A 26,227-nucleotide genomic window follows, 5' to 3' on the forward strand; every position below is an offset into this window, starting at 1 on the left:
CGAAAGCGGAATCTAGACATTCGTGCGCCTCGCACGATCAGCGCGGTTGTACCAATCCGCCCGCCGGGTGCTCGTCGACGTCCTTGAGGATCAGCTCGCGCACGGCGCGGCGCGGTCCGTAGGGCCGCAGCATGGTGCTGGCCGGCCGTGGTCGCACGTGCTGGGGCCACCAGAACCAGCGCCCGAGCAAGGTGGCCAGCGACGGTGTCATGAACGAGCGCACGATCAAGGTGTCGAACAGCAGACCCAGCGCGATCGTCGTACCCACCTGGGCCATCACCAGCAGCGGGCTGAACATGAACGTGGCCATGGTGGCGGCGAACACCAGGCCCGCGGAGGTCACCACCGAGCCCGAACCGGCCATCGCGCGGATCGTCCCGGTTTTGAGCCCGGCATGGATTTCCTCTTTGAACCGCGATATCAGCAGCAGGTTGTAGTCCGAGCCGACCGCCAGCAACAGGATGACCGCCATTGCCAGCACCATCCAGTGCAACTTCATGCCCAGGATGTACTGCCATAAGAGCACGGAGAGCCCGAATGAGGCGCCCAGCGACAGCAACACCGTGCCGACGATCACGAAGGCCGCCACGGCGCTTCGGGTGATCACCAGCATGATGACGAAAATCAAAGTGGCCGCGGCGATTCCGGCGATCATCAGGTCGATGTTGGAGCCGTCGTGCATGTCCTTGTAGGTCGCGGCGGTGCCGCCGAGGTAGACCTTGGCGCCCTCCCAGGGGGTGCCCTTGATCGCCTCGTGCACGGCCTGCTTGATCGGTTCGATGTGTTTGATGCCTTCGGGAGTCGCCGGGTCGCCTTCATGGGAGATGATCAGCCGGACGGCGTGCCCGTCCGGCGAGATGAACTGTTTGAGACCCCGCGCGAAATCCGGGCTCTTGAACGCCTCCGGCGGAAGGTAGAACGTGTCGTCGTTCTTGGCTTTGTCGAAGGCATCGCCCTGCGCGGTGGCGTTGTCGGACTGCGCTCTCGCCTGTTCGTTAAGACCCTGTGTGATCGCATAGTTCGACATGATGGTGTCGAGGTTGCGCTGCTGGCTCTCGATCTGGGGCGGTATCAGCGCCACCAGCTTGGGCTGGATCCGATCCAGCTTGTCGAGATTCGCGCTGAGGTTCACGATGTTCTCAGCCACCTGGTCGATGCCGTCGAGCGCGTTGAAGACCGACCGGATTGCCCAGCAGGACGGGATGTCGTAACAGTGCTTCTCCCAGTAGAAGTAGCTACGGATCGGCCGGAGGAAGTCGTCGAAGTTCGCGATGTCGTCGCGCAGCTTCTCGGTGATCTGCACGGTTTCTTTGGTGAGCTTGGTGGTTTCGTGTGTGGTGTTGCTCAGATCCTGGGTGACCTGCATCTGCTCATGCAGGGTCGCCATCGTCTTGTGCAGCTCGTCCGCCTGCTTGAGCAGATTCGCCGCCTGCTCGTCTTGATAGTGCTGGGTCTGGATCCGCCCTGCTGCTTGCGCGCCCATCTGAAAACCGAGGGTGCTGTGGTCGAGCGGCGTGCCCAACGGCCGGGTGATGGTCTGCACCCGGCCGATACCGGGGATGTGGAAGACCGCCTTGGCGACCTTGTCCAGGACGATGAAGTCGGCCGGGTTACGCAAGTCGTGATCGGTCTCGATCATCAACAGCTCGGGATTGAGCCGAGCCTGGTCGAAGTGCCGGTCCGCGGCGGCATAACCGACGTTGGCCGGGGTGTCCGCCGGCAGGAAGTGGCGGTTGTCGTAGTCCGTCTTGTAACCGGGCAGGGCGAGCAGACCTACCAGCGCGACCCCGATGGTCACCGCGAGAACGGGTGCGGGCCACCGGACTACCGCGGTGCCCATGCGACGCCAGCCCCGGGTCTGCAGCAGGCGCTTCGGATCCATGAGCTTGAAGAACGAAGCCACCGTCAGCACCGCCGGGCCCAGCGTCAACGCCGCGAGAACCGCCACCAGCATGCCGACGGCACACGGCACCCCCAGCGACTCGAAGTACGGCAACCGGCAGAAGCTCAGGCAGTACATCGCGCCGGCGATGGTCAGACCCGACCCGAGCACGACATGCGCGGTGCTGTGGAACATGGTGTAGAAGGCTTTTTCGCGCGACTCGCCCAAACCGCGTGCTTCGTGGTAGCGGCCGACCACAAAGATCGCGTAATCCGTTCCGGCGGCGATCGCCATCAGCACCAGCATGTTATTGGCGAAGGTGGAAAGCCCGATGACTCCGTAGTTTCCCAGGACTGCGACGACGCCACGGGCCGCTGCCAACTCGATGAACACCATGGCCAGCATGATCAGCATGGTGACCACCGACCGGTAGACGAACAGCAGCATCACCACAATCACCGCGAAGGTGACGAGCGTGACCTTTGCTACGCCCTTCTCCCCCGCGTGGGACTGATCGGCGAACAGCGGACCCGCGCCGGTGACGTATGCCTTGACTCCCGGCGGCGCGGGCACCGAGTCCACGATCTTGCGGACGGCCGCGGCAGACTCGTTCGCCAGCCCGCCGCCCATGTTGCCGGCGAGGTAAACCTGGACGTACGCGGCCTTTTGATCGTGGCTCTGGGAACCCGCCGCCGTCAGCGGATCACTCCAGAAATCCTGGACGTGCTGAACGTGTTTCTTGTCCTGCTCGATGCGCCTGACGATCTCGTCGTAGTAGCGGTGCGCTTCGGCCCCGAGTGGCTTGTCGCCCTCCAGCAAGATCATGGCCGAGTTGTCGGAGTTGAACTCTTTGAACGTCGACCCGACCTTCATCATCGACTGAAAGGATGTCGCGTCAGTCGGACTCATCGACACCGAGTGGGTTTTGGCGACGACCTCCAGCTGCGGGGCCACGGTGTTGGTGACGAACACGATGCCCAACCACACCAGGACGATCGGCAGGGCCAGCCGGTGGATCATCCGCGGCAGGAACGGCGGGATCAGCGGCTGATCGACGCGCGGCGGAACCTCGCCCGGCTCGCTCATGCGGACTTGTCCAGGCAATAGACGAAGGCGTTCACGGTTTGGTTGGGATCTGAGCGGTTCGGAGTCTTGATGACGTCACCGCTCCCGTCGTGCTTGTTCACCACGAACTGGCAGGCGATCCAACTGCCGTCTCCTTGCGCCACCAGGTTTGCCGGGATGCCGGGCTTCGTCGAGCTCAATACTTTGCTCCAGGGCAAGGGCACATTAAGGGCCTGCTGCGGATGGGAGTTTTCGTCGAGGTAATTGATGGTCGCCGTGCTGCCCGGTGGACCCCAGACCTCGAGCGTGATCGTCTTGGCGTTGAACTCGTCGAGGACCTCGCCCGAGGTGCCACCACCGAACGAACCGCGGTGAACGCCGAAGACGCCGTGCAACCGGTACACCACGAATCCTGAGAGCGCGACGACCGCTGCGATCGTGAGCACCAGCCAGAAACGCCCCAGGAGTCCCCTTTTCCTAGGGCGCTGCGGGGCGGCCTTGTTGCCCTCGCTTCCGGCGGAACCCTGCATCATTAGCGGCTCGGTCCTTGGCTCAGTCGTCGTCATGGGCGCTTCAAGTCCTTCGTATTCACCGGTTGCAGTTCGCCAAACCACAGCGCTCCGGTCTCCTTCCGGGGTCATGAGGATTCCGCGATGAGGCCGACGCACGTGGCCGTCAGCAGGCGGGTAAGGGCGGATGCGAAGTCCAGATTCCATTCGGGCGGAACCACTTCCGGCTCCTCGGCGTAGACGTCGGTCAGCTGCTCCGGCGGGTTCGCGACTTGCCACAGCGTGGCCGCCAGCGAGTATGCGGCCAGCAAGATGTCCAGCGAGCCCGATCGTCCGAGCTCGGGCAGCGCGCTCCCGATCGCGTCGGCCAGCGACAGTGTGGCCGCGGTGCTGATCCGCCTGACCTCGATGACGCGCTCCGCGTCCACCTCGTGTTCGAGGTGCAGGTGCAGGTTGGCCAGCAGGTCGCAGAACAACGGGTCGTCGGCCAGGGCCTCGGCCAGTGTCTCGGCGATGCGCGACGGTGATTTCGCGCCGGGCTCGGCCAGCTTCTCCGACACGGTGTTCGACCACCGCACCCAGCCCTCGGCGGACAGGTGCAGCAGAACTTCCTTGTGCGAGCTGAAGTAGCGACGCACCGCTGAATAGTGGATTCCGGCGCGGCTGGCGACGGCGGTCAGGGTAACCGAGGCGACGCCCGCTTCCATTGCCAGGGAGCGTGCGGCTTCCACGAGGGCGTCCGCACGTTGGCGCTTCTTCTCCTCTGTGCGGGCGCGCTGGAAAGTGAGTTGCGCCACCGGCTGAGCGTAACGCACGGTGTGTGATTTGCATAACGCACGGCGCATGATTTGTCGCCGGATCACTCGGCGGCGCCAGAACAGGTAAAGGTGTAACCATGCTCATCGTCCGGCGCTCGTCGATCCCCTCCGAGTAGCGCGTGCAGACCATCGCCCTGATCGGGTTTCTCGGCGGGCTGATCACCGGTATCTCGCCATGCATCCTGCCGGTGCTTCCGGTGATTCTGCTGTCCGGCATGGACAGCAGCCGGGCCGACGCCCGCAGCGTGAAGTCCGCGACGCGCCCGTACCTGGTGATCGCCGGCCTGGTGTGCAGTTTCAGCCTGGCCACGTTGATCGGTTCCGCGCTGCTGACGGCGCTGCACCTGCCGCAGGACGCGATCCGATGGGCCGCACTGGTGGTGTTGGTCCTGATCGGCCTGGGGTTGATCTTTCCGCCGGTGCAGCACCTGCTCGAGCGGCCGTTCTCGTATTTCCCGCAGCGCCAAATCAGCTCTGGGACAGACGGTTTCGGCCTGGGTCTGGCACTGGGGGCCCTATATGTGCCGTGCGCGGGTCCGGTGCTGGCCGCCATCGTGGTGGCCGGGGGGACGTCGTCGATCGGGCCCGGCGCGCTGGTGTTGACCGCGACGTTCGCCATCGGCAACGCGTTGCCGCTGCTGGCCTTCGCACTGGCCGGGCGGCGCGTCGCCGAACGAGTGGCCGCATTCCGCCGCCGCCAGCGCGTCATTCAGATCGCCGGCGGGATCGCGATAATCGTCCTGGCCGTGGCGCTCGTGTTCAACCTGCCGGCGATGCTGCAGCGCGCCGTCCCCGACTACACGACGGCGATGCAGAACAAACTGGGGGCCAACGACATCGAGCGCGGTCTGGGTTCGGCCCCCATGCAGCACCCCAGCCAGGGCAGCGGGCTGCAGCTGAGCCGGCCCGGCACCACCATCGACGGCGCGCTCAGCGATTGCGCCAGCGGTTCCACCGAGCTGCAACAGTGCGGACCCGCTCCCGCCCTCGCCGGGGTCACCGGGTGGCTCAACACCCCGGACGGCAAGCCGCTGGACCCGGCATCGGTGAGCGGCAAGGTGATCCTGATCGACTTCTGGGCCTACTCATGCATCAATTGTCAGCGCGCCATCCCGCACGTGATCGATTGGTACAACCGGTATCGCGACAGCGGGCTTCTCGTCATCGGGGTGCACACCCCCGAGTACGCCTTCGAGCGGGTGCCCACCAACGTGGCCAGCGGCGCCGCCGACCTGCACATCAGCTATCCCATCGCACTGGACAACGACTACGCGACGTGGAACAACTTCGCGAACCTGTACTGGCCGGCCGAGTACCTGATCGACGCGAATGGGCAAGTGCGGCATACCAACTTCGGCGAGGGCGACTACAACGGCACCGAAGAGCTGATCCGCAAGCTGCTGACCGACGCCCACCCCGGCATCCAACTGCCAGCGCCGACCAGCTCGGCCGACATGACTCCGCAGACCAGGCTCACACCGGAGACGTATCTGGGTGTCGGCAAGTCCGGAAACTACGGCGGCAGTGGGGATTACAAGAACGGGCCCGCCACGCTGAGCTTCCCGCCGAACCTGGCCGACGACAAGTTCGCCCTGCGTGGCCGTTGGACCCTGGACGACCAGGGGGCCACGGCCGACGGCGACGACTCCGCCGTCCGGCTGAACTACACCGCGAAAGATGTCTACGCCGTCGTCGGCGGCACCGGCACGCTCACCGTGACCCGCGACGGCAAGACCACCACGACGCCGATCGGCGGAGCGCCCACGTTGCATCGGATCGTCGCCGACGACTCCGCGCATCGCGATCAGCTGGACATGCAGGTCAGCAAAGGCCTGCAGGTGTTTTCGTTCACGTTCGGCTAGCCGCCGGGTTCACGACTTCTTCGCGAGGCTGCCCAGCATCGCGACGACCACGCCGACCCCCACCAGCGCGGCGCCGGCGAGCAGCATGACGTTGAGCCATTGGTGCAGACCGGCTTCGGCGTGGTCGACCATCACCTCGGCGACACCGCGGACGTTGCCGGTGGTGCGATTGAGCGCATCGTTGACGTAACGCCCGGCGACCTCGATGCCCGCCCATCCGCCCGCGCCGACGAGCAGCGCCGAGATGCCCAGGCTGCTCAGCGCCTTGCCGCGGCGCCGCGCGGCGGCCACCGTCAGCAGCGCGCAGACACCGCACAGCGCCGCCGCGCCCACGCTCACCCAAGGGCCCCAGCTGGACAGCCGGCTCAGCCGGCCCTGCCGCATCGAGTGTGGAACCGAAACAGTCAGCGGGACAGTGAGTTTCGCGGGTACGGTGACGTTGTGACGGCGCAGCAGCGGCTGGATCGCGCTGTCGTTGAGCATCGGTGCCACGTCGACCGCCCATTGATTGCCGGCGTCGCCGGCCGCCGGGTCGACGAACAGCCAGCCGTGCGCCGCCCGGTTGGCCTGGGCGAACAACGGCGGAAACGCCGGGCCGGCGGTGAAGGCGCGGGCGGCTTCGTGCACCTCGGAACTGTCGACCGGGGAGCGGCCCCCACCACGCTCGGCGATGAGAGTCATTGCCCGGGTGGTCAATTCGGATGCCATGGCCGACTCCAGAGCCGGGTCGGTCGCCGCGTGCTGCGCCAGCGCGGCGTAGCCGTCGGCGTCAACAACGTGCAATTGTGTCCACGCGGCGGGGATCGCGACCGCCAGCGCGAGCGTGGTGATGAGCCACAACAGCACGGTCGCCGCGAATCGCACGCCTGCGAATCTACGCAATCCCCCGCACGTACGCGGCCTGCCCGAGGTGCTGGGCGCAGTCGTCGATGATGCTCACCAGCCGTGCGCTGGCCGTCACCGGCGGATCCCAGTTGGTGTCCACGACGCGGGCCAGCTCCTCGGCGGTGACCCCGGCGACGTATTCGAGGGTGAGCTTGTGCACCGCGTGGTAGTAGCCGGACAGCAGGTCCGCGGGCGCCTGCACCTTGGCCACGTCCTCGGGCTTGTGCCCATAACCGGTGTCGTCGCGCGGCAGGTCCAGTCCGAACCGGTCCACCCAGCCGTCGCGGAACCACACCTGCTCGACGCCGGCCACGTCGGCCAGCTGGATGTCCTGCACCCGCGCGCTGTGCCAGAGCAGCCAAGCGATGCTGTTGGCGTTCGGGGCCGGCCGGTAGCCGGACACCTCGTCGGTCAGCCCCTCGGTGATCTGGTCGACGTGCTCGATCAACCGGGTGAACGCGTCGCGCAGCAGCTCTTGGAAGACGGCGGCATCGTCGGCCATACCCGCGACACTACGGGAGGATCCCGGATCGATCACGGAGAAGATCCTGGCACGACCCAGCGCAACGGTCGTAGATTGTTTGAATGACTTACGACCTCATCATCCGTAATGGCACCATCGTCGACGGGCTTGGGGGTGAGCCGTACGTCGGCGACGTGGCCGTGCAGGACAACGTGATCAAGGCGGTAGGCGCGATCAACGGGGCGACCGCCGCGCGGGAGATCGACGCCACCGGGCTGCTGGTCACGCCCGGCTTCGTCGACCTGCACACCCACTACGACGGCCAGTCCATCTGGTCGGAGCGCCTGACTCCGTCCTCGGCGCACGGGGTGACGACCGTGGTGATGGGCAACTGCGGGGTCGGCTTCGCGCCGTGCCGCCAGTCCGACCACGACGTGCTGGTCGACGTGATGGCCGGTGTGGAAGACATTCCCGGCGTCGTCATGACCGACGGGCTGCCGTGGACGTGGGAGACGTTCCCCGAATACATGGACGCGCTGGAGTCGGGCAAGCGCGACATCGACGTGGCCGCCTACCTGCCGCACTCGCCGCTGCGGGTGTACGTGATGGGCCAGCGCGGCGCCGACCGCGAGCCGGCCACCGACGAGGACCTGGCCAAGATGCGGGCGCTGGCCAAGGAGGCGATCGAGGTCGGGGCGCTCGGCTTCGCGTCGTCGCGGCTGACCATCCACAAGACCGAAAGCGGTTCGCCCATCCCGAGTTACGAGGCCGCCCGGGAGGAGATCGAGGAGATCGCCCGCGGCGTCGTGGACGGCGGCGGCGGCCTGCTGCAGTTCGTTCCCGACATCCCGTCGGGCGGCTACCAGCCGGTGCTGCAGACGGTGTTCGACGTCGCCGAGGACGTCGGGTTGCCGGTCACCTTCACCCTCGTCGTCGCCAACTCGGGCGACCCGTCCTGGCCGGACGCCATCACCATGATCGAGAAGGCCAACGCGGCAGGCGGAGACGTGACCGCGCAGCTGCTGCCGCGCCCGATCGGGTTGATCATCGGCCTGCAACTGACCGCCAACCCGTTCGTGCTCTACCCCAGCTACCGCGAGATCGCGCACCTGCCGCTGGCCGAGCGGGTCGCCGAGATGCGCAAGCCCGAGGTCCGCGCCCGCATCCTGGCCGACAAACCCGGCCAGGGACACCCGATCCTGTACGTGGCCCAGATGTGGGACTGGATCTTCCCGCTGGGCGACACCCCCGACTACGAGCCCGACCCGTCGACCAGCATCGGGGCCCGGGCTCGCGCCCGCGGCGTGGATCCGATGGAGGAGGCCTATGACCGGCTGCTCGACGACGAGGGCCGGGCCATGCTGCTGGTCGCGACCAGCAACCTGCAGAACAATTCGCTGGACACCGTCGGGGAGCTGCTGCACCGCGAGGACGTGGTGCTCGGCCTCGGCGACGGCGGCGCGCACTACGGGATGATCTGCGACGCCAGCTACTCGACCTTCTTCCTGACGCACTGGGCGCGGGACCGCAAGGCCGGGCGGTTCACCGTGTCCGAGGCGGTTCGCGAACTCACGTCGGTTCCCGCTCGCGTCGCCGGGCTGGCCGACCGCGGCCGAATCGCGGTGGGCTACAAGGCCGATCTCAACGTGATCGACCACGCCGCATTGCGGCTGCACAAGCCCATCATCAGCTACGACCTGCCCGCCGGCGGGCGTCGCCTGGACCAGACCGCCGAGGGGTATGTCGCCACGATTGTGGCCGGGGAGGTCATCGCCGAGAACGGCGTTCCCACCGACGCCCGGCCCGGCAGGTTGGTGCGCGGACGCCGGCCGGTCCCCGCAGCCTCGCGATAACGCCACCAAAAGTGGCATACGCCAGCTAAGTTGGGTTCCGTGACGAACCCGCATTTTGCGTGGTTGCCGCCAGAAGTCAACTCGGCACTAATTTTCTCCGGCCCTGGTCCCGGGCCGCTGCTTGCTGCCGCGGCGGCGTGGGACGGCCTGGCCGAGGAGTTGGCATCGTCGGCATCGTCATTTTCTTCGGTGACGACAGATCTGGCCAGCGGGTCCTGGCAGGGCGCGTCGTCGGTGGCCATGATGTCCGTGGCCAGTCAATACGTGAGCTGGCTCAGTGCGGCCGCCGCGCAGGCCGAAGAGGTGTCGCACCAGGCCTCGGCCATCGCGACCGCCTTCGAGGTGGCCCTTGCCGCCACCGTGCAGCCGGCCGTGGTGGCGGCCAACCGCGCCCTGGTGTCGGCGTTGGCGGCAAACAATCATCTGGGTCAGAACACCCCGGCCATCGCCGACATCGAGGCGGCCTACGAGCAGATGTGGGCCTCCGACGTCGCGGCGATGTTCGGCTATCATGCCGACGCGTCGGCGGCCGTGGCCAAGTTGCCGCCCTGGAACCAGGTGCTGCAGAACCTCGGCTTCTCCAACACCAGCACCGCCGTCACCCGCCCGGCCAGTTCCGGCGCAGTAGCCCGCGGCTACACCTCGCGCATCGCCGGGTTCCTGCGTCCCCCTGCACCCCAGTAGCGCCGGAACTCGCGCCTATCCTGGAAGATCATGCGCACCAAGAAGAAGGTCGATCTCAAGGCGCTGGCCGACGCGCTGGCCGACTACCCGTATGCGTACTTGATCACGGTCGACGACGGATACCGCGTGCACACCGTGACGGTCGAGCCGCAGCTGCGCGAGGCCACGCTGGACGTCGGACTCATCGGTGGGCGGACCCGCAACAACCTCGCCCAGCGCGCCGACGTGACCCTGCTGTGGCCGCCCGCCGAACCGGGCGGCTATTCACTGATCGTTGACGGCACCGCCGAAGTCACCGAGGCCGGCGCCGAGACCGCCCGCCTGACCGTGGTGCCCACCCGCGCGCTGCTGCACCGCGACGCCGACTCCCCCGACGCCGCCAAGGGCTGTCTGCACGACTGCGTGGTGTTCTCGCTGCCGGCCTGACGTCGTACAGTCTCATCCGTGAGCCGCGTCGCACCGCTCGCTCCGCCGTGGAGCGAAGAAGATGCCACTGGCATCAACAGCTGGGGTCACCCCGACCGCACCTACGAGCCGCTACTGCTGGTGCGTTGCCTGCAGCGTCACCCGGCGCTGGCCTCCCGGCTGCGCAAGCTCGGCGAATCCCTTTATGTCGGAGCGCTTTTGCCGGGCCGGATCCGGACCATCGCCATCCTTCGCATCTGCGCGTTGGTGGGCTGTGCATACGAGTGGGGCGGGCAGGCGGCGTTCTGGGGCCCGATCGCGGGCGTCAGCGACGACGAGTGCGACGCGCTGGTCACCGGCGGCCCCGACGACCCGCGGTGGAGCCCGGCCGAGCGGACGCTGATCGAGGCGGTGGACGAACTGGAGCGCACCGGCTCGTGGTCGGAGGCGACTTGGATGGCACTCGGGCGCTTCCTTTCCGACGAGCAGCGCATCGAATTGCTCACGGCCGTGGGCTGGTACCGCACGATCTGCACGCTGTGCAACGCGCTCGCGCTTCCGGTGGAGGGCTGGATGCGGCCCTGGCCCTCAGCCCGCTGAGCGGTCTCTGCGCAGGCTGGGATGCTGATTCTTCAGTAGCGGCAACAACACCCGCCGCGGCATGAACTGAAACAGGCGGGCGCTGATCTGGCTCGGCAGGCCGGGTATCACCGTCCCGCGGTCGTGGTCCAGCGCGTCGACTCCGGCGCGCGCCACCTCACGCGACGGCTTCCACATGAACTTCGGGAACGCGTCGGCGAAGTCTCGCTCGTCCATGCCCGCGCTCTTCACGAATTCGGTGCGCACCGGCCCCGGGCACAGTAGCGCGACGGTGACGCCGGTGCCGGCGAGCTCACCGCGCAGCCCTTGGGTGTAGTTGTTGACGAACGCCTTGGTGGCCGCGTAGCCGACCTGTCCCGGAAAGGGTTGGTAACCCGCGGTGGATCCGACGTTGAGGATCGCGCCACGGCCCCGCGGCACCATCTGCTGGACCGCACGGGTAGTCAGATCGACGACGGCCTCGACATTGACCCGCACCTGGGCGATCTCGTCATCGACGGGCGTTTTGGTCACCGAACCCATCGTGCCGATGCCGGCATTGTTGACCAGGATGTCGGCGGTCAGGCCGCGACGCTCGACCTCCTCGAAAGGGCCGGCGCGGGCGGCGGAATCGCTGACGTCGCAGGCGATCACCTCGACGCGCACGCGGCCTGCGAGTTCGTCGGCCAACTCGCGCAGCCGCTCTTCGCGGCGGGCGACCAGCGTGACGCCGTGGCCGCGCTCGGCCAACTCGCGTGCGATGTCGGCGCCGATGCCCGACGACGCGCCGGTCACGACGGCGGTGCTGGTGGGTGAGGGAGTCGGAAGGGCCACGGGTTCACCCTAGAGCGCCGAACGTCCCCCACGCTCGATGCATAACCAGACACGAAAAAGCCCGGCCCCTTGTGAGGACCGGGCTTTCCCGTTGTGAGTCGTGGACTTAGAAGTCCATACCGCCCATGCCACCGGTCGGGTCGCCCGCGGGTGCGGCCGCCTTCTCCGGCTTGTCGGCGACGACCGCCTCGGTGGTGAGGAACAGGCCCGCGATGGACGCCGCGTTCTGCAGCGCCGAGCGGGTCACCTTCACCGGGTCGGCAACGCCGGCCTTGAGCAGGTCCTCGTACTCACCGGTGGCGGCGTTCAGGCCGGTACCGGCGGGCGAGTTGCGGACCTTCTCGGCCACAACTCCGGGCTCCAGACCGCCGTTGAAGGCGATCTGCTTCAGCGGAGCCTCGAGCGCCACCCGGACGATGTTGGCGCCGGTCGCCTCGTCACCGGTGAGCTTCAGCTCGTCCAGCGACGGGATCGCGTGCAGCAGGGCCACGCCACCACCGGCGACGATGCCCTCCTCGACGGCCGCCTTGGCGTTGCGCACCGCGTCCTCGATGCGGTGCTTGCGCTCCTTGAGCTCGACCTCGGTCGCGGCGCCGGCCTTGATCACCGCAACACCGCCGGCCAGCTTGGCCAGACGCTCCTGCAGCTTCTCGCGGTCGTAGTCGGAGTCGCTGTTCTCGATCTCGCTGCGGATCTGGGCCACCCGTCCGGCGATGGCGTCGGAGTCACCGGCACCCTCGACGATGGTGGTCTCGTCCTTGGTGACGACGACCTTGCGCGCCTTGCCCAGCAGCGCGACGTCGGCGCTCTCCAGCGACAGGCCGACCTCTTCACTGATGACCTGACCACCGGTGAGGATGGCCATGTCCTGCAGCATCGCCTTGCGGCGGTCACCGAAGCCGGGGGCCTTGACCGCCACCGACTTGAAGGTGCCGCGGATCTTGTTGACGACCAGGGTGGACAGCGCCTCGCCCTCGACGTCTTCGGCGATGATCAGCAGTGGCTTACCCGCCTGAATGACCTTCTCCAGCAGCGGCAGCAGGTCCTTGACGGTCGACACCTTGGAGCTGACCAGCAGGATGAAGGGGTCCTCCAGGACGGCTTCCTGCCGCTCGGCGTCGGTGACGAAGTAGCCCGAGATGTAGCCCTTGTCGAACCGCATGCCCTCGGTGAGCTCGAGCTGCAGGCCAAAGGTGTTGGACTCCTCGACGGTGATGACGCCCTCGTTGCCGACCTTGTCCATCGCCTCGGCGATCAGGTCGCCGATCGACTGGTCGCCCGCGGAGATGGCCGCGGTGGCAGCGATCTGGTCCTTGGTCTCGACCTCCTTGGCCGACTTGAGCAGGGTCTCGGTGACCTTCTCGACCGCCTTCTCGATGCCGCGCTTCAGACCCAGCGGGTTTGCGCCGGCCGCGACGTTGCGCAGGCCCTCTTTGACCAGGGCCTGGGCCAGAACCGTGGCCGTCGTCGTGCCGTCACCGGCAACGTCGTCGGTCTTCTTGGCGACTTCCTTGACCAGCTCGGCGCCGATCTTCTCGTAGGGGTCCTCCAGCTCGATCTCCTTGGCGATGGACACACCATCGTTGGTGATCGTGGGGGCGCCCCACTTCTTCTCCAGGACGACGTTGCGGCCCTTGGGGCCCAACGTCACCTTTACCGCGTCGGCGAGGGCGTTGAGTCCCCGCTCGAGGCCGCGACGGGCCTCTTCGTCGTACGCAATTGTCTTGGCCATTGCGAAGTGATTCCTCCGGATTGGGGATGACACGTTCTGGCCGGGTGCAGTGCCCGCGACGGACGACCGCAGCTGTCTTCTGGCTAGGTCTCACCGTCCCGACCTAGCACTCGCTGGTCGCGAGTGCCAAGTCATTCTTAGCACTCGCCTATGCCGAGTGCAAGAAGAGGTCAGCCCTATCGCCCAGCGCGTAAACCGTCGACGACGACGTCGGTCACCCGCTCGGCCAAGTCCGGGTTGTAGGCCTCCGCCGCCTGGCACCCGACCAGGATCGCCTTCACTTCGCGCACCCCGACGTCCTGGCGTGCGGTGCCCGCCCGCTGCGCGGCCCGCAGCAACTCGTCAAGCATCGCCAGGAACGCGTCCTCGGCGTCGGGCGCGGCGCTGGCGATGTCGATCCCGAATCCGGCGAGCGCGTCGACCAGGCCGCGATCCGCCGCGCCCCAGTGCAGCACCATCGACCGCAGGAGAGTGAACAGCGCCTCGCCGGGTCCGACGGAGTCCAGCAGGGCCCGCCCGTCGTCGACCAGCCGCTGCATCCGGTCCTCGATGACCGCCTGAAACAGCGCCTCCTTGGTCGGGAAGTGCCGGTAGACGGTGCCGGCCCCGACGCCGGCCCGGCGTGCGACCTCGTCGATGGGCACCGAGAGGCCCTCGGCCGCAAAGGTTTCGTAGGCGACGTCCAGCACGCGCGCACGGTTGCGCGCCGCGTCGGCGCGCAACCGGCGTTCGGGCTGCGCCATCTGTTCACTCCTCAACGGTTGACAAAGCGGGGCGTGCGTTCCGTATAGTGACACTGAACCGGAGCGCTCGCCCCGCTTACTCTACAAGTTCAAGGAGCCTCTTATGGCCAAGTGGACCACCGCGGACATTCCCGACCAGACCGGCCGGGTCGCCGTCATCACCGGGGCCAACACCGGCCTGGGCTACGAGACCGCCCTGGCGCTGGCCGACCACGGCGCCCACGTGGTGCTGGCGGTGCGCAACCTGGACAAGGGCAAGGACGCGGCGGCCCGGATCACCGCCCAGAGCCCGCACGCCGACGTCGCGCTAGCCGAGCTCGACCTGACGTCGCTGGCGTCCGTGCGCGCCGCGGCCGAGCAGTTGCGGTCCGCGCACGACCGCATCGATCTGCTGATCAACAACGCCGGGGTGATGTACACGCCGAAGTCCAACACCAAGGACGGCTTCGAGCTGCAGTTCGGCACCAATCACCTGGGCCACTTCGCGTTCACCGGCCTGCTGCTGGATCGCCTGCTGCCGGTCGCCGGCTCGCGGATCGTCACGGTCAGCAGCGTCGGCCACCGCATCCTCGCCGATATCCACTTCGACGACCTGCAATGGGAGCGCCGCTACAACAGGGTCGCCGCCTACGGGCAGGCGAAGCTCGCCAACCTGCTGTTCACCTACGAACTGCAACGACGGCTCGCCCCGCACGGCACGACGATCGCCGTCGCCGCGCACCCCGGCATGTCGGACACCGAGTTGATGCGCAACATGCCCGCCCCGCTGGTCGGAGCCTTCGAGCGGATCGCACCACTGGTCGCTCAGAAGCCGGCCATGGGTGCGTTGCCCACCCTGCGTGCGGCCACCGACCCGGCGGTGCTCGGTGGGCAGTACTACGGACCCGACGGTCTCGGCCAGACGCGCGGCTATCCCAAGATCGTGGGGTCCAGCGCCAAGTCGCACGACGTCGACCGGCAGCGCCGGCTGTGGGCGATCTCCGAGGAGCTCACCGGGGTGGTCTATCCCGTCGACTGATCCGGCTCAACCCAGGTCGAGCAACTGCTCGTAAAAGCCGCCGAAGCCGCGCGGGCGATCGACGAGGTGGATCTCGAGGATCCAGTGGCAGATGCGGCCGCGCGGATCGGTGCGGCGCATCGGTTTGTTCGAGCCGGGCATGATGATCCATTCGACGCCGGGACCCGCGATCTTCTTGTGCGGGAACTCGCCGATCAGATGGCCCGCGATCCGACTGCCCCACTCGAAGCCCTCGGCCCGGGCCACCCCGACGACGTGGTCGAACAGCTCGGCGCCGGTGATCTCGGGATGGCCGGCGAAGTGGTCGCGGCCGGCCTCCCAGACCCGTGGCAGCGCATCACGAAGGGCCGTCTTGTGCGGGTCGTCGCCGAGCACGAACGTCCGCCCGAAATCGGCCTCCCACTCCTCGAAGATCGGGCCGAGATCGAGGAACACGATGTCGTCGTCGACGATCGTGCGGTCCGGTGGGCGCTCCTGAAACGGCTGCAGCGTGTTCTCCCCGGCCCGCACGATCCGCCGGTGCCAGTGCCGGGTCACCCCGAACATCTCGCCGGCGAGGTCGTGGATCTGGTCGGAGAGTTCCTTCTCGGCCAGCCCGGGGCGGATCATGGCCCGCCGCTCGATCTCGTCGAACAGTTGCGCGGCTTTGCGCTCGGCATCCAGCAGCCGTTGCACGCGAACATCTTCGGCGGTCGATCCGTCCACAACAGCGATGCTATGCGCACACTGGAACCATGTCCCTCGTCGTGCCGCCCTACCCGCCCGCCCGCTACACCAAAGACGAACCGGAGATCAGCGCCTGGCTCAAGCGGGCCGATCAGCCGCCTGACTATGAGACGTCCGAGGTCAAGTACCACTACCTGGCCAACCAAGAGGACACCGCCGGCGACTACGGCCTCTACCGGGTCGACATCGCGCCGGCCGGCGGCGGGCCCCCGGCGCATTTCCACCGTGCGATGTCCGAGGCGTTCTTCGTCCTGTCCGGGACGATGAAGCTCTACGACGGCACGCAATGGGCGGACGGCCATCAGGGCGACTTCCTCTACGTGCCGCCCGGGGGGGTGCACGGATTTCGCAACGAGGCGGACGAGCCGGCATCGATCCTGATGTTGTTCGCGCCCGGCGCACCCCGCGAGGCCTACTTCGAAGGCTTTGCGGCGCTGGCCGATATGACCGACGACGAGCGCCGGGAGTGGTTTATCCGGCACGATAATTTCTGGGTGCAGTAAACCCTTGCATTAACGCGAAATTTCCTCTGCCGTAATGTTTCTGCTCTTTGTTCCGGACCCGGCAACGGTGGGCGTAGGGTGTGGCCGTGCGTACGAGGAAGCCGTCGAAGCGGGCCGCGGCCTGGATGCGGCAAAGAATCGATTGGTCGATGAGCGCCCCGGTGATGATCGACCTGCGGGTCAAACGCCCAAAACCACGGAGCACACCGGATTTTCGGCCGCGACGACCGGTGCCGGTCGCCGTGCCGGAGCGCGGCACCCGAGTGAGCGGCTATCAGCGGGGTGGGCGTGGATACCGTGAACGGGCCCGGGCACGGCTGTCCCTCGCACCGCCCGCGATGGTTCGTCGGCCCCGCGTACCGCGCGCGTCGGGTCGACGTACTGCTGCGGTTGGGATCAAGAACGCGGGCTACGGACGTAGCAGGTAGTCCTCGGTGACCATGCTGCGAGTGCGCTCGAAGAATTGCCGGCCGCTATAGGGCAATTGGGTGACGACCTTCCCGCTGGGATGTCGAAAGTAGTTGGTACAGGCCAGCCAGACCTTGCCCGCCATCGCGGCCTGGATCTCGTCGTTGTAGCGGCGCTGCGCCGCGGCCGTCACCTCGACGGTGTGCGCTCCGCGGCCGTCCATCACGTCGAGGATGTGCCGGATGAAGGTCGTCTGGGCCTCGTGGATATAGATGATCGAGTTGACGCCGTTGGTGTTGGGGCCATACAGCACAAAGAAATTCGGATACCCGGCGACTAGCGTGCCCAGGTAGGCCTCCGCACCGTCACTCCAATCATCGCAAAGGTGACGGCCGTCGGCTCCGTACACGTCGATGCTGGCCAGATAGTCGGCGGCGGTGAACCCGGTGCCGTAGATGATGGTGTCGACGCGGTGTTCGACGCCATCAACGGTATGCACTCCGCGTTCGGTCAGTTCGGCGATGGGGGTCGTTTCCAGGCTGACGTTGGGCAGTGCGAACGTTGGGTACCACTCGCGCGACATCAGCGGCCGCTTGCATCCGGCGGGATAGTTCGGTGTCAGCTTCGCCCGCAACTCGGGGTCGGACACCTTGCGGACCAGGTAACTGCGGGCAAGCTCGGTCGCTTCGAGGGTCTGTGGGTGGTCGACGTCGAAGCTGGCCGACTCGTAGGCATCAAAGGCCTCGTCGCGCAGCTTCTGTGCGGTAGCCGGTTCACGTTCGAACAGCTCGTGCTGATGGGCGGTGAACGGGAAGTCGAATCGCGGCGCGATCCATATCGGGGTCCGCTGAAACACGGTCAGGTGGGCAGTCTTTCGCGCTATCGCGGGCACGTATTGGATCGCGCTGGCGCCGGTGCCGATGGAAGCGACGCGTTCTCCGTCGGTCGGCTTGCTGTGGTCCCAGCGCGAGGAATGAAATCGGCGCCCGCGAAACCGCTTGGCCCCCAAGAGGTCCGGGATGTACGGCACATCGAGCATACCGACCGCGCTGACCACCACATCGAAGTCGTGCTGTCGGCCGTCGTCACCGGTCAGCGTCCAGCGGCGCTGCGAGTCCGACCAGCGCGCGGTGGTGATCGCGGTGTTGGCCCGCAGGTGCCCGGCCAGCTTGTGCTCGGCCGCCACCCTCTCGAGATAGGCAAGGATCTCGGGCTGGTTGGCATAGGTCTTGCTCCACCGAGGGTTGGGCGCAAAGGAATACGAGTACAAGTGGGACGGGACGTCGCAGGCCGCGCCTGGAAACGTGTTGTGGCGCCATGTCCCGCCGAATCCGTCGGCTCGGTCGAAGATCGTGAAGTCGTAGCCCGCGTCGGCGAGCTGTATCCCCATCGCGATGCCGCCGGCGCCGGCGCCGATGATCCCCACCGAGGGCTTCGGGACCGCTATCCCCATTGCGCAAAGTACGGTCGCCCGGGCCGGCTCTTTTCCACCAGAATGAACACCACGCCCCATGGATCGACGAACCAGGTGGTGCGGACCCGCGCCACGTCCGCGATTCCGCTGACCAGGAAGCGCACTCCCTTGGACTCCAGTTCCGCCCGGGTGACGTCGAGGTCCGCACAGAGCAGACCGACGTGCGAGAGCCCGGGGTCGGTCAGCGTCCGGCCGTCACCGAAAGGCCCGCTTTCTACTCCGAGGTACTCGATCACCTCGAGCACCCTGTCACCGTCGTCTTCGAATCCGAGGATCGCCGCTTTCATGCTGGGATCGGACACCAACTCACCCATGTCATCGCGAATGTCGTTACCAGCCATGACATATGGCGGCGAGAGCACACGCATTCCCAACACATCGCGGTAGAACGCCACCGCGGCCTCGCAATCCGGAACGCACACCCCAGTGTGAGCCAAACCGGTGATCACGTTCTCACCTTACGTCGGCCCGGCCCGGCCCACCCGCCTATCCGGCAGCACCAGATCCCGATGAGTAAGTTTTGGGCCATGGCTTCCAACGACACAGAGAACCGCAATTGGTCGGAGGGTGACGTCCCGGATCAGAGCGGCCGCGTCGTCGTCGTCACCGGCGCCAACACCGGCATCGGCTATGAAACGGCCGCCGTGCTGGCCTACCGGGGCGCGCACGTCGTGCTCGCGGTGCGCAACCTGGAGAAGGGCAACGCGGCGCTGTCGCGCATCGTCGCGGCCAGCCCGCGTGCGGATGTCACGCTGCAGCAGCTGGATCTGACCTCGCTGGACGCGATCCGCTCGGCCGCCGACGCGTTGCGCGCGGCCTACCCGCGCATCGACCTGCTGATCAACAACGCCGGGGTGATGTGGACGCCCAAGCAGGTCACCAAGGATGGGTTCGAATTGCAGTTCGGCACCAACCATCTCGGCCATTTCGCGCTGACCGGGCTGTTGCTCGACAACCTGCTGGCGGTGCGGGATTCGCGGGTGGTGACGGTCAGCAGCCTGGGCCACCGGCTGCGGGCCGCGATCCACTTCGACGACCTGCAGTGGGAATACGGGTACGACCGGATCGCCGCCTACGGGCAGTCCAAGTTGGCCAACCTGTTGTTCACCTACGAGCTGCAGCGCCGGCTGGCCGCCAAGGCCGACGCGAAGACCATTGCCGTCGCGGCGCACCCGGGCGGCTCCAACACCGAGCTGGCCCGCAACCTGCCCGGCGTCTTCCGGCCGGTGAAGGCCGTGCTGGGCCCGGTGCTGTTCCAGAGCCCGGCCATGGGCGCGCTGCCCACCCTGCGGGCGGCCACCGATGCGGCCGTGCAGGGCGGGCAGTACTACGGCCCGGCCGGCTTCCTCGAGCAGCGTGGCCGCCCGAAGCTGGTCGAGTCCAGCGCGCAGTCCCACGACGAGGAATTGCAGCGCAGGCTCTGGGCCGTCTCCGAAGAACTCACCGGCGTCAGCTTCCCCGTCTGACGCGCGGATAATGGCTCCGATGCGTTCAGTCGCCGAACATCAGCGGGTCGTCACCGAGTTGATTCGCGCGCGCCCGCCGGTCGCGGTGCCGCTGACCGAGGCCCAGGGCCTGGTCCTGGCGGAGGACGTGGTGGCGCAGCTGGCTTTGCCGGTCTTCGACAACTCCGCGATGGATGGCTATGCGGTGCGCGCCGAGGACACGTCCGGCGCCACGCCCGAACAGCCGGTGGTGTTGCCCGTCGCCGAGGACATACCGGCCGGGCGCACCGACGAGCTGACGCTGCGGCCCGGGACGGCGCACCGCATCATGACGGGCGCGCCGCTCCCGGCCGGGGCGACCGCCGTCGTTCCGGTGGAGGACACCGACGGTGGTGTGGACGTGGTGGCGATCCGCGCGCCCCGCGATGCCGGCAGGCACATCCGCCGCGCCGGCGAGGACGTCTCCCCTGGGACCACCGTCCTGCGCCGGGGTCAGGTCGTGACACCGGCCGTGCTCGGGTTGGTGGCGGCGCTGGGCATCGCCGAGTTGCCGGTGATTCCGCGCCAGCGAGTGCTGGTGATCTCGACCGGGTCGGAGCTGGTGACGCCGGGCACGGCGCTGCTGCCGGGACAGATCTACGAGTCCAACTCGATCATGCTGGCCGGGGCCGTTCGGGATGCGGGCGCCGATCTGGTCGCCGTCGCGACCGCGGAAGACGAAGTGTCCCAATTCAGTTCGATCATCGACCGATACGCGGGCGACGCCGACCTGATCATCACCAGCGGCGGCGTCAGCGCCGGCGCCTACGAGGTGGTCAAGGACGCGTTCGGGCGCGAGGGCGACCAGGGTGTGGAGTTCGTCAAGGTCGCCATGCAACCGGGCATGCCACAGGGCGTGGGACGGGTGGCGGGCGCGACGATCGTCACGCTGCCCGGCAACCCGGTCAGCGCGCTGGTGTCCTTCGAGGTGTTCATCCGGCCCGCGCTGCGCAGGGCGATGGGCCTGCCGGACCCGGACCGCCCGCACCGCACCGCGGTGCTCGCCGAATCGCTGACGTCGCCGCGCGGCAAGCGGCAATTCCGGCGTGCGGTGCTCAACGACGACGCCAGCACGGTTACCAGTTACGGGCCGCCGGCGTCGCATCACCTGCGCTGGCTGGCGTCGGCGAACGGGCTGCTGGACATCCCCGAGGACGTCGTCGAGGTGCCCGAGGGGGCCCACCTGCAGGTGTGGGATCTGCGCTAGCCCGCGGGCGTGGCCACGTCCCGGTGGAAGTCGTCGGCCCTGTCAAAGGCCGGCGAGCAGCGGATCGCGATGCCGACGATCGCCATCATCACCGGAACGGTGACCAACGCCGCCGACAGCCCCACCCGGCCGGACAGGTGGCCGATCAGCGGCGGCCCCAACAGATAGCCCAGCCAACCGGTCGCGGCCACGATGGCGATCGCCGACCCGGCGCCGCTGGCGCCGTAGGCCGCGCTGAAGGCGGTGGGCACCAGCAGCGCCACACCGATGCCCAGCGCGGCGAACCCAAGCACGCTGACCCAGACGCTGGCGGCCACCAGCGTGACACTCATGCCCGCGACGGCCACCAACGCCAGCGCCGGCAGCAGCCGGCGGCTGGACACCCGGGCGTGCAGCAGGGGCGCGCCGAACCGGGTGATCACCATCGCACCCGTGTAGGCGGCGTAGCTCAGCGCGGCGACGCTCGGGCCGGCGCCGATCACGTTGCGCAGGTAGTTTGCCGACCAATCGGTGGCGGCGCCCTCGCAGAGAAAAGACGCGAACGACACGGCCGCCAGGATCGCCACCGCCGGCGTCATCCAGGCCCGCCTGCCCCGGTCCGGTTCCGGCGACGCGGCACCGGAATCGGCCGCGTCGGGCATCAGGTGGCGGGTCAACGGTGCCACCACGATCAGGACGACCAGCCCCAGCACAGTCAGCTGGCCGGTCAGGCCGACACCCGCGCCGACGCACGCCGCTCCGATCAGGGCGCCCACCAAAGTCCCGACGCTCCACATGCCGTGGAACCGCGCCATGATCGGAGCCCTGGCGAGCCGCTCCACCGTGCCGGCCTGGGTGTTCATCGCGACGTCCAGCGCGCCCTGGAACAGCCCCCACAGCGCCAGCGCACCGAACAGCGCGGCCGCGGATCTGGACAGGCCCACCGCCGCTCCGGCCGCGACGTAGCCGGCCACCGTGACCGGGATCAGCCGGTGGCTGCCCCAGCGGGGCAGCGCCCAGTGGCTGAGCAGCGTGGCCACCACCGAGCCCAGCGGCGCGCCGAACAGCGCCGTGCCGAGCGCCGCGTCGGAAAGGCCGAGCTCGGCTTTGACGTGTGGAATGTGGGCGGCCCAGGACGAGAACACCAGACCGTGCGCGATGAAGACGGCGGTGACCGTGGCTTTCGCCCGGCGCAACTGCGTTGCCCGCCGATCGTTCGATTGCATGTCGACGGAGAGCGTTCCCTCTGCGGCCGTCCACGAATCAGCGGCACGCTCCGTAAGATGGCCGCGTGGCACGACGCCCCCGCACTATCGGCCCCTCTGCTCAGGACCCCGGCTTCAGCCCGCAACACGCGCTGGAGTTGGTGCGCTCCGCGGTCCCACCGGTGCATCCGGCCGGGCGACCGTTCATCGGCGCCGGCCTGGCCCTGGCGCTGGTCGGCCGCAGGCATCGATGGGTGCGACGGGCGGGTCTGCTGGCCGCCGGGGCCTGCGCGGGGTTCTTCCGTCACCCGCCGCGGGTGCCACCCACCCGGCCCGGCGCGATCGTCGCACCCGCCGACGGCGAGATCTGCGTGATCGACTTCGCCGCTCCGCCCGCCGAACTGAGCATGGGCGACGCGCCGCTGCCGCGGGTCAGCATCTTCCTGTCGCTGCTGGACGCGCACGTGCAGCGCGCGCCGGTCAGCGGCGAGGTGATCGCCGTGCAGCACCGGCCGGGCCGATTCGGCTCGGCCGACCTGGCCGCGGCGAGCACCGAGAACGAACGCACCAGCCTGCACCTGCGCACCGCCGCCGGCGCGGACGTCGTCGCGGTGCAGATCGCCGGATTGCTGGCCCGGCGCATCATCTGCGACGCGCACGTCGGGGACAAGCTGGCGATCGGTGAGACCTACGGCCTGATCCGGTTCGGCTCCAGGCTGGACACCTACCTGCCGGCCGGCTCCGAACCGCTGGTCAAGGTCGGCCAGCGCGCAATCGCCGGTGAGACCGTGCTGGCCGAGCTGCCATGATCAGCAAGCCGCGCGGGCGGCCGGCGGTCAACCTGCAGATCCTGCCGAGCGCGATGACGGTGCTCTCGGTGTGCGCGGGACTGACCTCGATCCGGTTCGCCCTCGAACATCAGCCCAAGGCCGCGATGGCGCTGATCGCCGCGGCCGCCATCCTGGACGGACTCGACGGGCGGGTGGCACGCATCCTGGACGCCCAGTCGCGGATGGGCGAAGAGATCGACTCGCTGGCCGACGCGGTGAACTTCGGCGTGACCCCGGCGATCGTGCTCTACGTGACGCTGCTGACCACATCGCCGGCCGGCTGGGTGGTGATCCTGCTCTACGCGGTCTGCGTGGTGCTGCGGCTCGCGAGATTCAACGCCCTGCAGGACGACGGCGGCCAGCCGTCCTACGCGCACGAGTTCTTTGTCGGCATGCCCGCGCCGGCCGGCGCGATCTCGATGATCGGTCTGATCGGACTCAAGCTTCAGTTCGGTGACGGCTGGTGGACATCGCCGCTGTTCCTGTGCATCTGGATCACCGGGACATCGATCCTGATGGTCAGCAAGATCCCGATGCGCAAGATGCACGCGCTCGCGGTGCCGCCGAGTTGGGCCGCGCCGCTACTGGCGGTCCTGGCGATCTGCGCGGCCGCGGCGGTGCTGGCGCCCTATGTCTTGATCTGGGTGATCATCGTCGCCTACCTGTGCCACGTGCCGTTCGCCATCCGCAACTCGCGCTGGCTGGCCGCGCACCCGGAGGCGTGGGACGACGAACCCAAGCAACGCCGCGCCGCCCGGCGGGCGATCCGCCGGGCACAGCCCAACCGCCGGTCGGTGGCGCGGCTGGGCCTGCGCAAGCCGGGCAGGCGCTTGCCGTGAGTCGCTCCGGCGACGATGCACCCCGCGCCGGGTCGGCCCGTCAGCTCACGCTGACCGCCCGGCTGAACACCTCCGCTGTCGACTCCCGGCGCGGTGTCATTCGTCTGCATCCAAATGCCATTGCGGCACTGGGCATTCGAGAATGGGACGCGGTGTCGCTGATCGGGTCGCGCACCACGGCGGCCGTCGCGGGCCTGGCCGGCCCGGACACGCCGGTCAGCACCGTGCTGCTCGACGACGTGACGCTGTCCAACGCGGGACTGCGTGAGGGCACCGCGGTGGTGGTCGGCACGGTCACCGTCTACGGCGCGCGGTCGGTGACGCTGTCCGGCTCGTCACTGGCGACCCAGTCGGTGCCGCCGGTCACGTTGCGACAAGCCTTGCTGGGCAAGGTGATTACCGTCGGTGATGCCGTGTCGCTGCTGCCCCGCGACCTGGGCCCGGGCACCTCGACATCGGAGGCCACCCGCGCGCTGGCCACCGCGGTCGGCATCAGCTGGACCTCGGAGCTGCTGACAGTCACCGGCGTCGACCCCGAGGGACCGGTGAGCGTGCAGCCCAACTCGCTGGTCACCTGGGGCACCGCCGTGCCGTCAGGCGCCGGGGCCGCGGCACGGATTTCGGTCGAAGTCGCCAGGCCGGAGATGGTCGTCGAGGAATTGAAAGGCACTCAGCCGCAGGCGGCCAAGCTCGTCGAATGGCTCAAGCTCGCGCTCGACGAACCGCACCTGCTCAAGGCATTGGGCGCCGGCGCCAACCTCGGCGTGCTGGTGTCGGGCCCGCCCGGCGTGGGCAAGGTGACGCTGGTGCGCGCGGTGTGCGGCGACCGCAGGCTGGTCACGCTGGACGGCCCGGAGGTCGGCGCGCTGGGTGCCGAGGACCGGCTCAAGGCCGTGGCTTCGGCGGTGCAGACCGTCCGCGACGGTGGCGGCGTGCTGCTGATCACCGATGTCGACGCCCTGCTGCCGGCCACCGCCGAGCCGGTGGCATCGCTGATCCTGGGCGAACTGCGTACCGCGGTCGCCAGCCAGGGCGTCGCCCTGATCGCCACCTCCGCGCGACCCGACCAGCTCGACGCCCGGCTGCGGGCCCCCGACCTGTGCGACCGGGAGCTGGGTCTGCCGCTTCCCGACGCCGGCACCCGCAAAGGGCTGCTGGAGTCGCTGCTGCGCAACGTGCCCACCGGCGGTCTCGATCTCGAAGAGATCGCTTCGCGTACACCGGGTTTCGTCGTCGCCGACCTGGCCGCACTGGTGCGCGAGGCGGCGCTGCGGGCGGCGTCGCGGGCCAGCTCCGACGGCGGGCCGCCGAAACTGAAACAGGAGGACCTGGTCGGAGCGCTGACCGTCATCCGGCCACTGTCCCGCTCGGCCGGCGAGGAAGTCAGCGTCGGCAACATCACCCTCGATGACGTCGGCGACATGGCCGAGGCCAGACAGGCGCTGACCGAGGCCGTGTTGTGGCCGTTGCAACATCCGGACACGTTCGCCCGGCTGGGTGTCGAGCCGCCGCGCGGGGTGCTGCTGTACGGGCCACCGGGCTGCGGCAAGACCTTCATCGTGCGGGCGCTGGCCAGCACCGGGCAGCTGTCCGTACACGCCGTCAAGGGCTCCGAACTGATGGACAAATGGGTCGGCAGCTCGGAAAAGGCTGTGCGCGAACTATTTCGGCGAGCACGGGATTCGGCGCCGTCGCTGGTCTTCCTCGATGAGGTCGACGCGCTGGCGCCGCGGCGTGGGCAGAGCTTCGATTCGGGCGTGACCGATCGAGTGGTGGCCGCGCTGCTGACCGAGCTGGACGGTGTCGATCCGCTGCGCGATGTGGTCGTGCTGGGCGCCACCAACCGGCCGGATCTGATCGATCCCGCGCTGCTGCGTCCGGGCCGGCTGGAGCGACTGGTCTTCGTCGAGCCCCCGGACGCCGCGGCCCGCGGCGAAATCCTGCGCACGGCAGGCAAGTCCATCCCACTGAGCGCCGACGTCGATCTGGACGAGGTGGCGGCCGGGCTCGACGGCTACAGCGCCGCCGACTGCGTGGCGCTGCTGCGGGAGGCCGCGCTGACGGCCATGCGCCGATCCATCGACGCCACCGACGTGACGGCCGCCGACCTCGCGGCGGCATGCGACAACGTCCGCCCCTCTTTGGATCCCATGCAGATCGAGTCGCTACGGGCGTTCGCCAAGGCTCTCTAGCGTGTAACCCCGTCACATACATCTTCCCGAGAGGGTGCCAACTCAGGC

General features: G+C 68.2%; 24 protein-coding genes. 12 read left to right on the forward strand and 12 right to left on the reverse strand.

Annotated features, from left to right (window positions below; all coding sequences use genetic code 11):
• Positions 1-37 precede the first annotated feature (37 nt).
• From MTY59_RS04605 to MTY59_RS04615, 3 genes are all read right to left on the reverse strand, one after another.
• Positions 38-2,968 carry an MMPL/RND family transporter gene (locus MTY59_RS04605; protein WP_221044627.1) on the reverse strand — a complete coding sequence of 977 codons (2,931 nt, stop codon included), beginning with the start codon at positions 2,966-2,968 and terminating at the stop codon, positions 38-40.
• Positions 2,965-3,513 carry an MmpS family transport accessory protein gene (locus tag MTY59_RS04610; RefSeq protein ID WP_221044628.1) on the reverse strand — a complete coding sequence of 183 codons (549 nt, stop codon included), beginning with the start codon at positions 3,511-3,513 and terminating at the stop codon, positions 2,965-2,967. Before MTY59_RS04610 ends, MTY59_RS04605 begins: the two co-directional genes overlap by 4 nt.
• A 71-nt stretch (positions 3,514-3,584) precedes the next feature.
• Positions 3,585-4,271 carry a TetR/AcrR family transcriptional regulator gene (locus tag MTY59_RS04615; protein WP_221044629.1) on the reverse strand — a complete coding sequence of 229 codons (687 nt, stop codon included), beginning with the start codon at positions 4,269-4,271 and terminating at the stop codon, positions 3,585-3,587.
• Between the two features lie 122 nt (positions 4,272-4,393).
• Between MTY59_RS04615 and MTY59_RS04620 the strand changes: the two genes are divergently transcribed.
• A complete protein-coding gene (locus MTY59_RS04620; protein WP_221044630.1) occupies positions 4,394-6,136 on the forward strand; it encodes a cytochrome c biogenesis protein DipZ in 1,743 nt (580 codons plus the stop codon).
• 9 nt (positions 6,137-6,145) lie between these two features.
• Here MTY59_RS04620 and MTY59_RS04625 read toward each other — a convergent pair whose 3' ends face one another.
• Entirely contained in the window at positions 6,146-7,000 is an 855-nt protein-coding gene (locus MTY59_RS04625; RefSeq protein ID WP_221044631.1) for a hypothetical protein, read from the reverse strand.
• A 10-nt stretch (positions 7,001-7,010) separates the two neighbouring features.
• A complete protein-coding gene (locus MTY59_RS04630) occupies positions 7,011-7,523 on the reverse strand; it encodes a mycothiol transferase (RefSeq protein WP_221044632.1) in 513 nt (170 codons plus the stop codon).
• Between the two features lie 83 nt (positions 7,524-7,606).
• Here MTY59_RS04630 and MTY59_RS04635 point away from each other — a divergent pair, with 83 nt between their 5' ends.
• The 4 genes from MTY59_RS04635 to MTY59_RS04650 are packed head-to-tail and all read left to right on the forward strand — an operon-like array spanning position 7,607 to position 11,026.
• Positions 7,607-9,337: an N-acyl-D-amino-acid deacylase family protein gene (locus tag MTY59_RS04635; RefSeq protein WP_221044633.1), complete on the forward strand. Its 1,731-nt coding sequence runs from the start codon at positions 7,607-7,609 to the stop codon at positions 9,335-9,337.
• Positions 9,338-9,376: 39 nt separating this feature from the next.
• Positions 9,377-10,021, forward strand: a complete 645-nt coding sequence (locus MTY59_RS04640) for a PPE family protein (RefSeq protein WP_221044634.1) — start codon at positions 9,377-9,379, stop codon at positions 10,019-10,021.
• A 30-nt stretch (positions 10,022-10,051) separates the two neighbouring features.
• Positions 10,052-10,447, forward strand: coding sequence for a hypothetical protein (locus MTY59_RS04645; RefSeq protein ID WP_065073526.1), 396 nt, complete (start codon positions 10,052-10,054; stop codon positions 10,445-10,447).
• 18 nt (positions 10,448-10,465) lie between these two features.
• Entirely contained in the window at positions 10,466-11,026 is a 561-nt protein-coding gene (locus MTY59_RS04650; RefSeq protein ID WP_221044635.1) for a carboxymuconolactone decarboxylase family protein, read from the forward strand.
• Here MTY59_RS04650 and MTY59_RS04655 read toward each other — a convergent pair.
• From MTY59_RS04655 to MTY59_RS04665, 3 genes are all read right to left on the reverse strand, one after another.
• Entirely contained in the window at positions 11,015-11,839 is an 825-nt protein-coding gene (locus tag MTY59_RS04655) for an SDR family NAD(P)-dependent oxidoreductase (RefSeq protein WP_221044636.1), read from the reverse strand. The genes MTY59_RS04650 and MTY59_RS04655 overlap by 12 nt on opposite strands.
• A 106-nt stretch (positions 11,840-11,945) precedes the next feature.
• A complete protein-coding gene (groL, locus tag MTY59_RS04660; RefSeq protein ID WP_064881622.1) occupies positions 11,946-13,571 on the reverse strand; it encodes a chaperonin GroEL in 1,626 nt (541 codons plus the stop codon).
• Between the two features lie 176 nt (positions 13,572-13,747).
• Positions 13,748-14,314, reverse strand: coding sequence for a TetR/AcrR family transcriptional regulator (locus MTY59_RS04665; protein ID WP_221044637.1), 567 nt, complete (start codon positions 14,312-14,314; stop codon positions 13,748-13,750).
• 103 nt (positions 14,315-14,417) lie between these two features.
• Here MTY59_RS04665 and MTY59_RS04670 point away from each other — a divergent pair, with 103 nt between their 5' ends.
• Complete coding sequence (locus tag MTY59_RS04670) at positions 14,418-15,332, forward strand: SDR family NAD(P)-dependent oxidoreductase (RefSeq protein ID WP_221044638.1); 915 nt, start codon at positions 14,418-14,420, stop codon at positions 15,330-15,332.
• Positions 15,333-15,338: 6 nt separating this feature from the next.
• Here the strand turns inward: MTY59_RS04670 and MTY59_RS04675 are convergent, their stop codons facing one another.
• Positions 15,339-16,037 (reverse strand): M24 family metallopeptidase, encoded by a 699-nt coding sequence (locus MTY59_RS04675; protein WP_221044639.1) that lies wholly within the window; start codon positions 16,035-16,037, stop codon positions 15,339-15,341.
• A gap of 29 nt (positions 16,038-16,066) precedes the next feature.
• Here MTY59_RS04675 and MTY59_RS04680 point away from each other — a divergent pair, with 29 nt between their 5' ends.
• Positions 16,067-16,561: a cupin domain-containing protein gene (locus MTY59_RS04680; protein ID WP_221044640.1), complete on the forward strand. Its 495-nt coding sequence runs from the start codon at positions 16,067-16,069 to the stop codon at positions 16,559-16,561.
• Positions 16,562-16,970: 409 nt separating this feature from the next.
• Here the strand turns inward: MTY59_RS04680 and MTY59_RS04685 are convergent, their stop codons facing one another.
• Both MTY59_RS04685 and MTY59_RS04690 read right to left on the reverse strand, forming a co-directional pair.
• On the reverse strand, positions 16,971-18,422 hold the full coding sequence (locus MTY59_RS04685) for a flavin-containing monooxygenase (protein WP_221044641.1): 1,452 nt from the start codon (positions 18,420-18,422) through the stop codon (positions 16,971-16,973).
• The gene (locus MTY59_RS04690; RefSeq protein WP_221044642.1) at positions 18,413-18,892 is read right to left on the reverse strand and encodes a VOC family protein; all 480 of its coding nucleotides are present in this window, start codon (positions 18,890-18,892) and stop codon (positions 18,413-18,415) included. The genes MTY59_RS04685 and MTY59_RS04690 overlap by 10 nt, the downstream gene beginning before the upstream one ends.
• Before the next feature lie 78 nt (positions 18,893-18,970).
• Here MTY59_RS04690 and MTY59_RS04695 point away from each other — a divergent pair, with 78 nt between their 5' ends.
• Complete coding sequence (locus MTY59_RS04695) at positions 18,971-19,909, forward strand: SDR family NAD(P)-dependent oxidoreductase (protein ID WP_221044643.1); 939 nt, start codon at positions 18,971-18,973, stop codon at positions 19,907-19,909.
• Between the two features lie 19 nt (positions 19,910-19,928).
• Positions 19,929-21,134, forward strand: a complete 1,206-nt coding sequence (gene moeA, locus MTY59_RS04700) for a molybdopterin molybdotransferase MoeA (RefSeq protein WP_221044644.1) — start codon at positions 19,929-19,931, stop codon at positions 21,132-21,134.
• Here moeA and MTY59_RS04705 read toward each other — a convergent pair.
• A complete protein-coding gene (locus tag MTY59_RS04705) occupies positions 21,131-22,339 on the reverse strand; it encodes an MFS transporter (protein ID WP_221044645.1) in 1,209 nt (402 codons plus the stop codon). The two genes, moeA and MTY59_RS04705, sit on opposite strands and share 4 nt — an antisense overlap.
• A gap of 65 nt (positions 22,340-22,404) precedes the next feature.
• Here MTY59_RS04705 and MTY59_RS04710 point away from each other — a divergent pair, with 65 nt between their 5' ends.
• Genes MTY59_RS04710 through MTY59_RS04720 form a run of 3 tightly spaced genes read left to right on the forward strand, consistent with a single transcriptional unit; the run spans position 22,405 to position 26,179 of the window.
• Positions 22,405-23,127 (forward strand): phosphatidylserine decarboxylase, encoded by a 723-nt coding sequence (locus tag MTY59_RS04710; protein ID WP_221044646.1) that lies wholly within the window; start codon positions 22,405-22,407, stop codon positions 23,125-23,127.
• Positions 23,124-23,987, forward strand: a complete 864-nt coding sequence (gene pssA, locus MTY59_RS04715; protein WP_221044647.1) for a CDP-diacylglycerol--serine O-phosphatidyltransferase — start codon at positions 23,124-23,126, stop codon at positions 23,985-23,987. The genes MTY59_RS04710 and pssA overlap by 4 nt, the downstream gene beginning before the upstream one ends.
• A complete protein-coding gene (locus tag MTY59_RS04720; RefSeq protein WP_221044648.1) occupies positions 23,984-26,179 on the forward strand; it encodes an AAA family ATPase in 2,196 nt (731 codons plus the stop codon). Before pssA ends, MTY59_RS04720 begins: the two co-directional genes overlap by 4 nt.
• The last annotated feature ends 48 nt before the right edge of the window (positions 26,180-26,227 follow it).

Source organism: Mycobacterium senriense, from assembly GCF_019668465.1.
Taxonomy (GTDB): Bacteria; Actinomycetota; Actinomycetes; order Mycobacteriales; family Mycobacteriaceae; genus Mycobacterium; species Mycobacterium senriense.

Excerpts from the sequence above, each read along its gene's own strand:
- MTY59_RS04605 (WP_221044627.1), bottom strand. The coding sequence starts at position 2,968 with ATGAGCGAGCCGGGCGAGGTTCCGCCGCGCGTCGATCAGCCGCTGATC.
- MTY59_RS04610 (WP_221044628.1), bottom strand. The coding sequence starts at position 3,513 with ATGACGACGACTGAGCCAAGGACCGAGCCGCTAATGATGCAGGGTTCC.
- MTY59_RS04630 (WP_221044632.1), bottom strand. The coding sequence starts at position 7,523 with ATGGCCGACGATGCCGCCGTCTTCCAAGAGCTGCTGCGCGACGCGTTC.
- MTY59_RS04635 (WP_221044633.1), top strand. The coding sequence starts at position 7,607 with ATGACTTACGACCTCATCATCCGTAATGGCACCATCGTCGACGGGCTT.
- MTY59_RS04645 (WP_065073526.1), top strand. The coding sequence starts at position 10,052 with ATGCGCACCAAGAAGAAGGTCGATCTCAAGGCGCTGGCCGACGCGCTG.
- groL (WP_064881622.1), bottom strand. The coding sequence starts at position 13,571 with ATGGCCAAGACAATTGCGTACGACGAAGAGGCCCGTCGCGGCCTCGAG.
- MTY59_RS04665 (WP_221044637.1), bottom strand. The coding sequence starts at position 14,314 with ATGGCGCAGCCCGAACGCCGGTTGCGCGCCGACGCGGCGCGCAACCGT.
- MTY59_RS04670 (WP_221044638.1), top strand. The coding sequence starts at position 14,418 with ATGGCCAAGTGGACCACCGCGGACATTCCCGACCAGACCGGCCGGGTC.
- MTY59_RS04680 (WP_221044640.1), top strand. The coding sequence starts at position 16,067 with ATGTCCCTCGTCGTGCCGCCCTACCCGCCCGCCCGCTACACCAAAGAC.
- MTY59_RS04685 (WP_221044641.1), bottom strand. The coding sequence starts at position 18,422 with ATGGGGATAGCGGTCCCGAAGCCCTCGGTGGGGATCATCGGCGCCGGC.
- MTY59_RS04695 (WP_221044643.1), top strand. The coding sequence starts at position 18,971 with ATGGCTTCCAACGACACAGAGAACCGCAATTGGTCGGAGGGTGACGTC.
- moeA (WP_221044644.1), top strand. The coding sequence starts at position 19,929 with ATGCGTTCAGTCGCCGAACATCAGCGGGTCGTCACCGAGTTGATTCGC.
- MTY59_RS04705 (WP_221044645.1), bottom strand. The coding sequence starts at position 22,339 with ATGCAATCGAACGATCGGCGGGCAACGCAGTTGCGCCGGGCGAAAGCC.
- pssA (WP_221044647.1), top strand. The coding sequence starts at position 23,124 with ATGATCAGCAAGCCGCGCGGGCGGCCGGCGGTCAACCTGCAGATCCTG.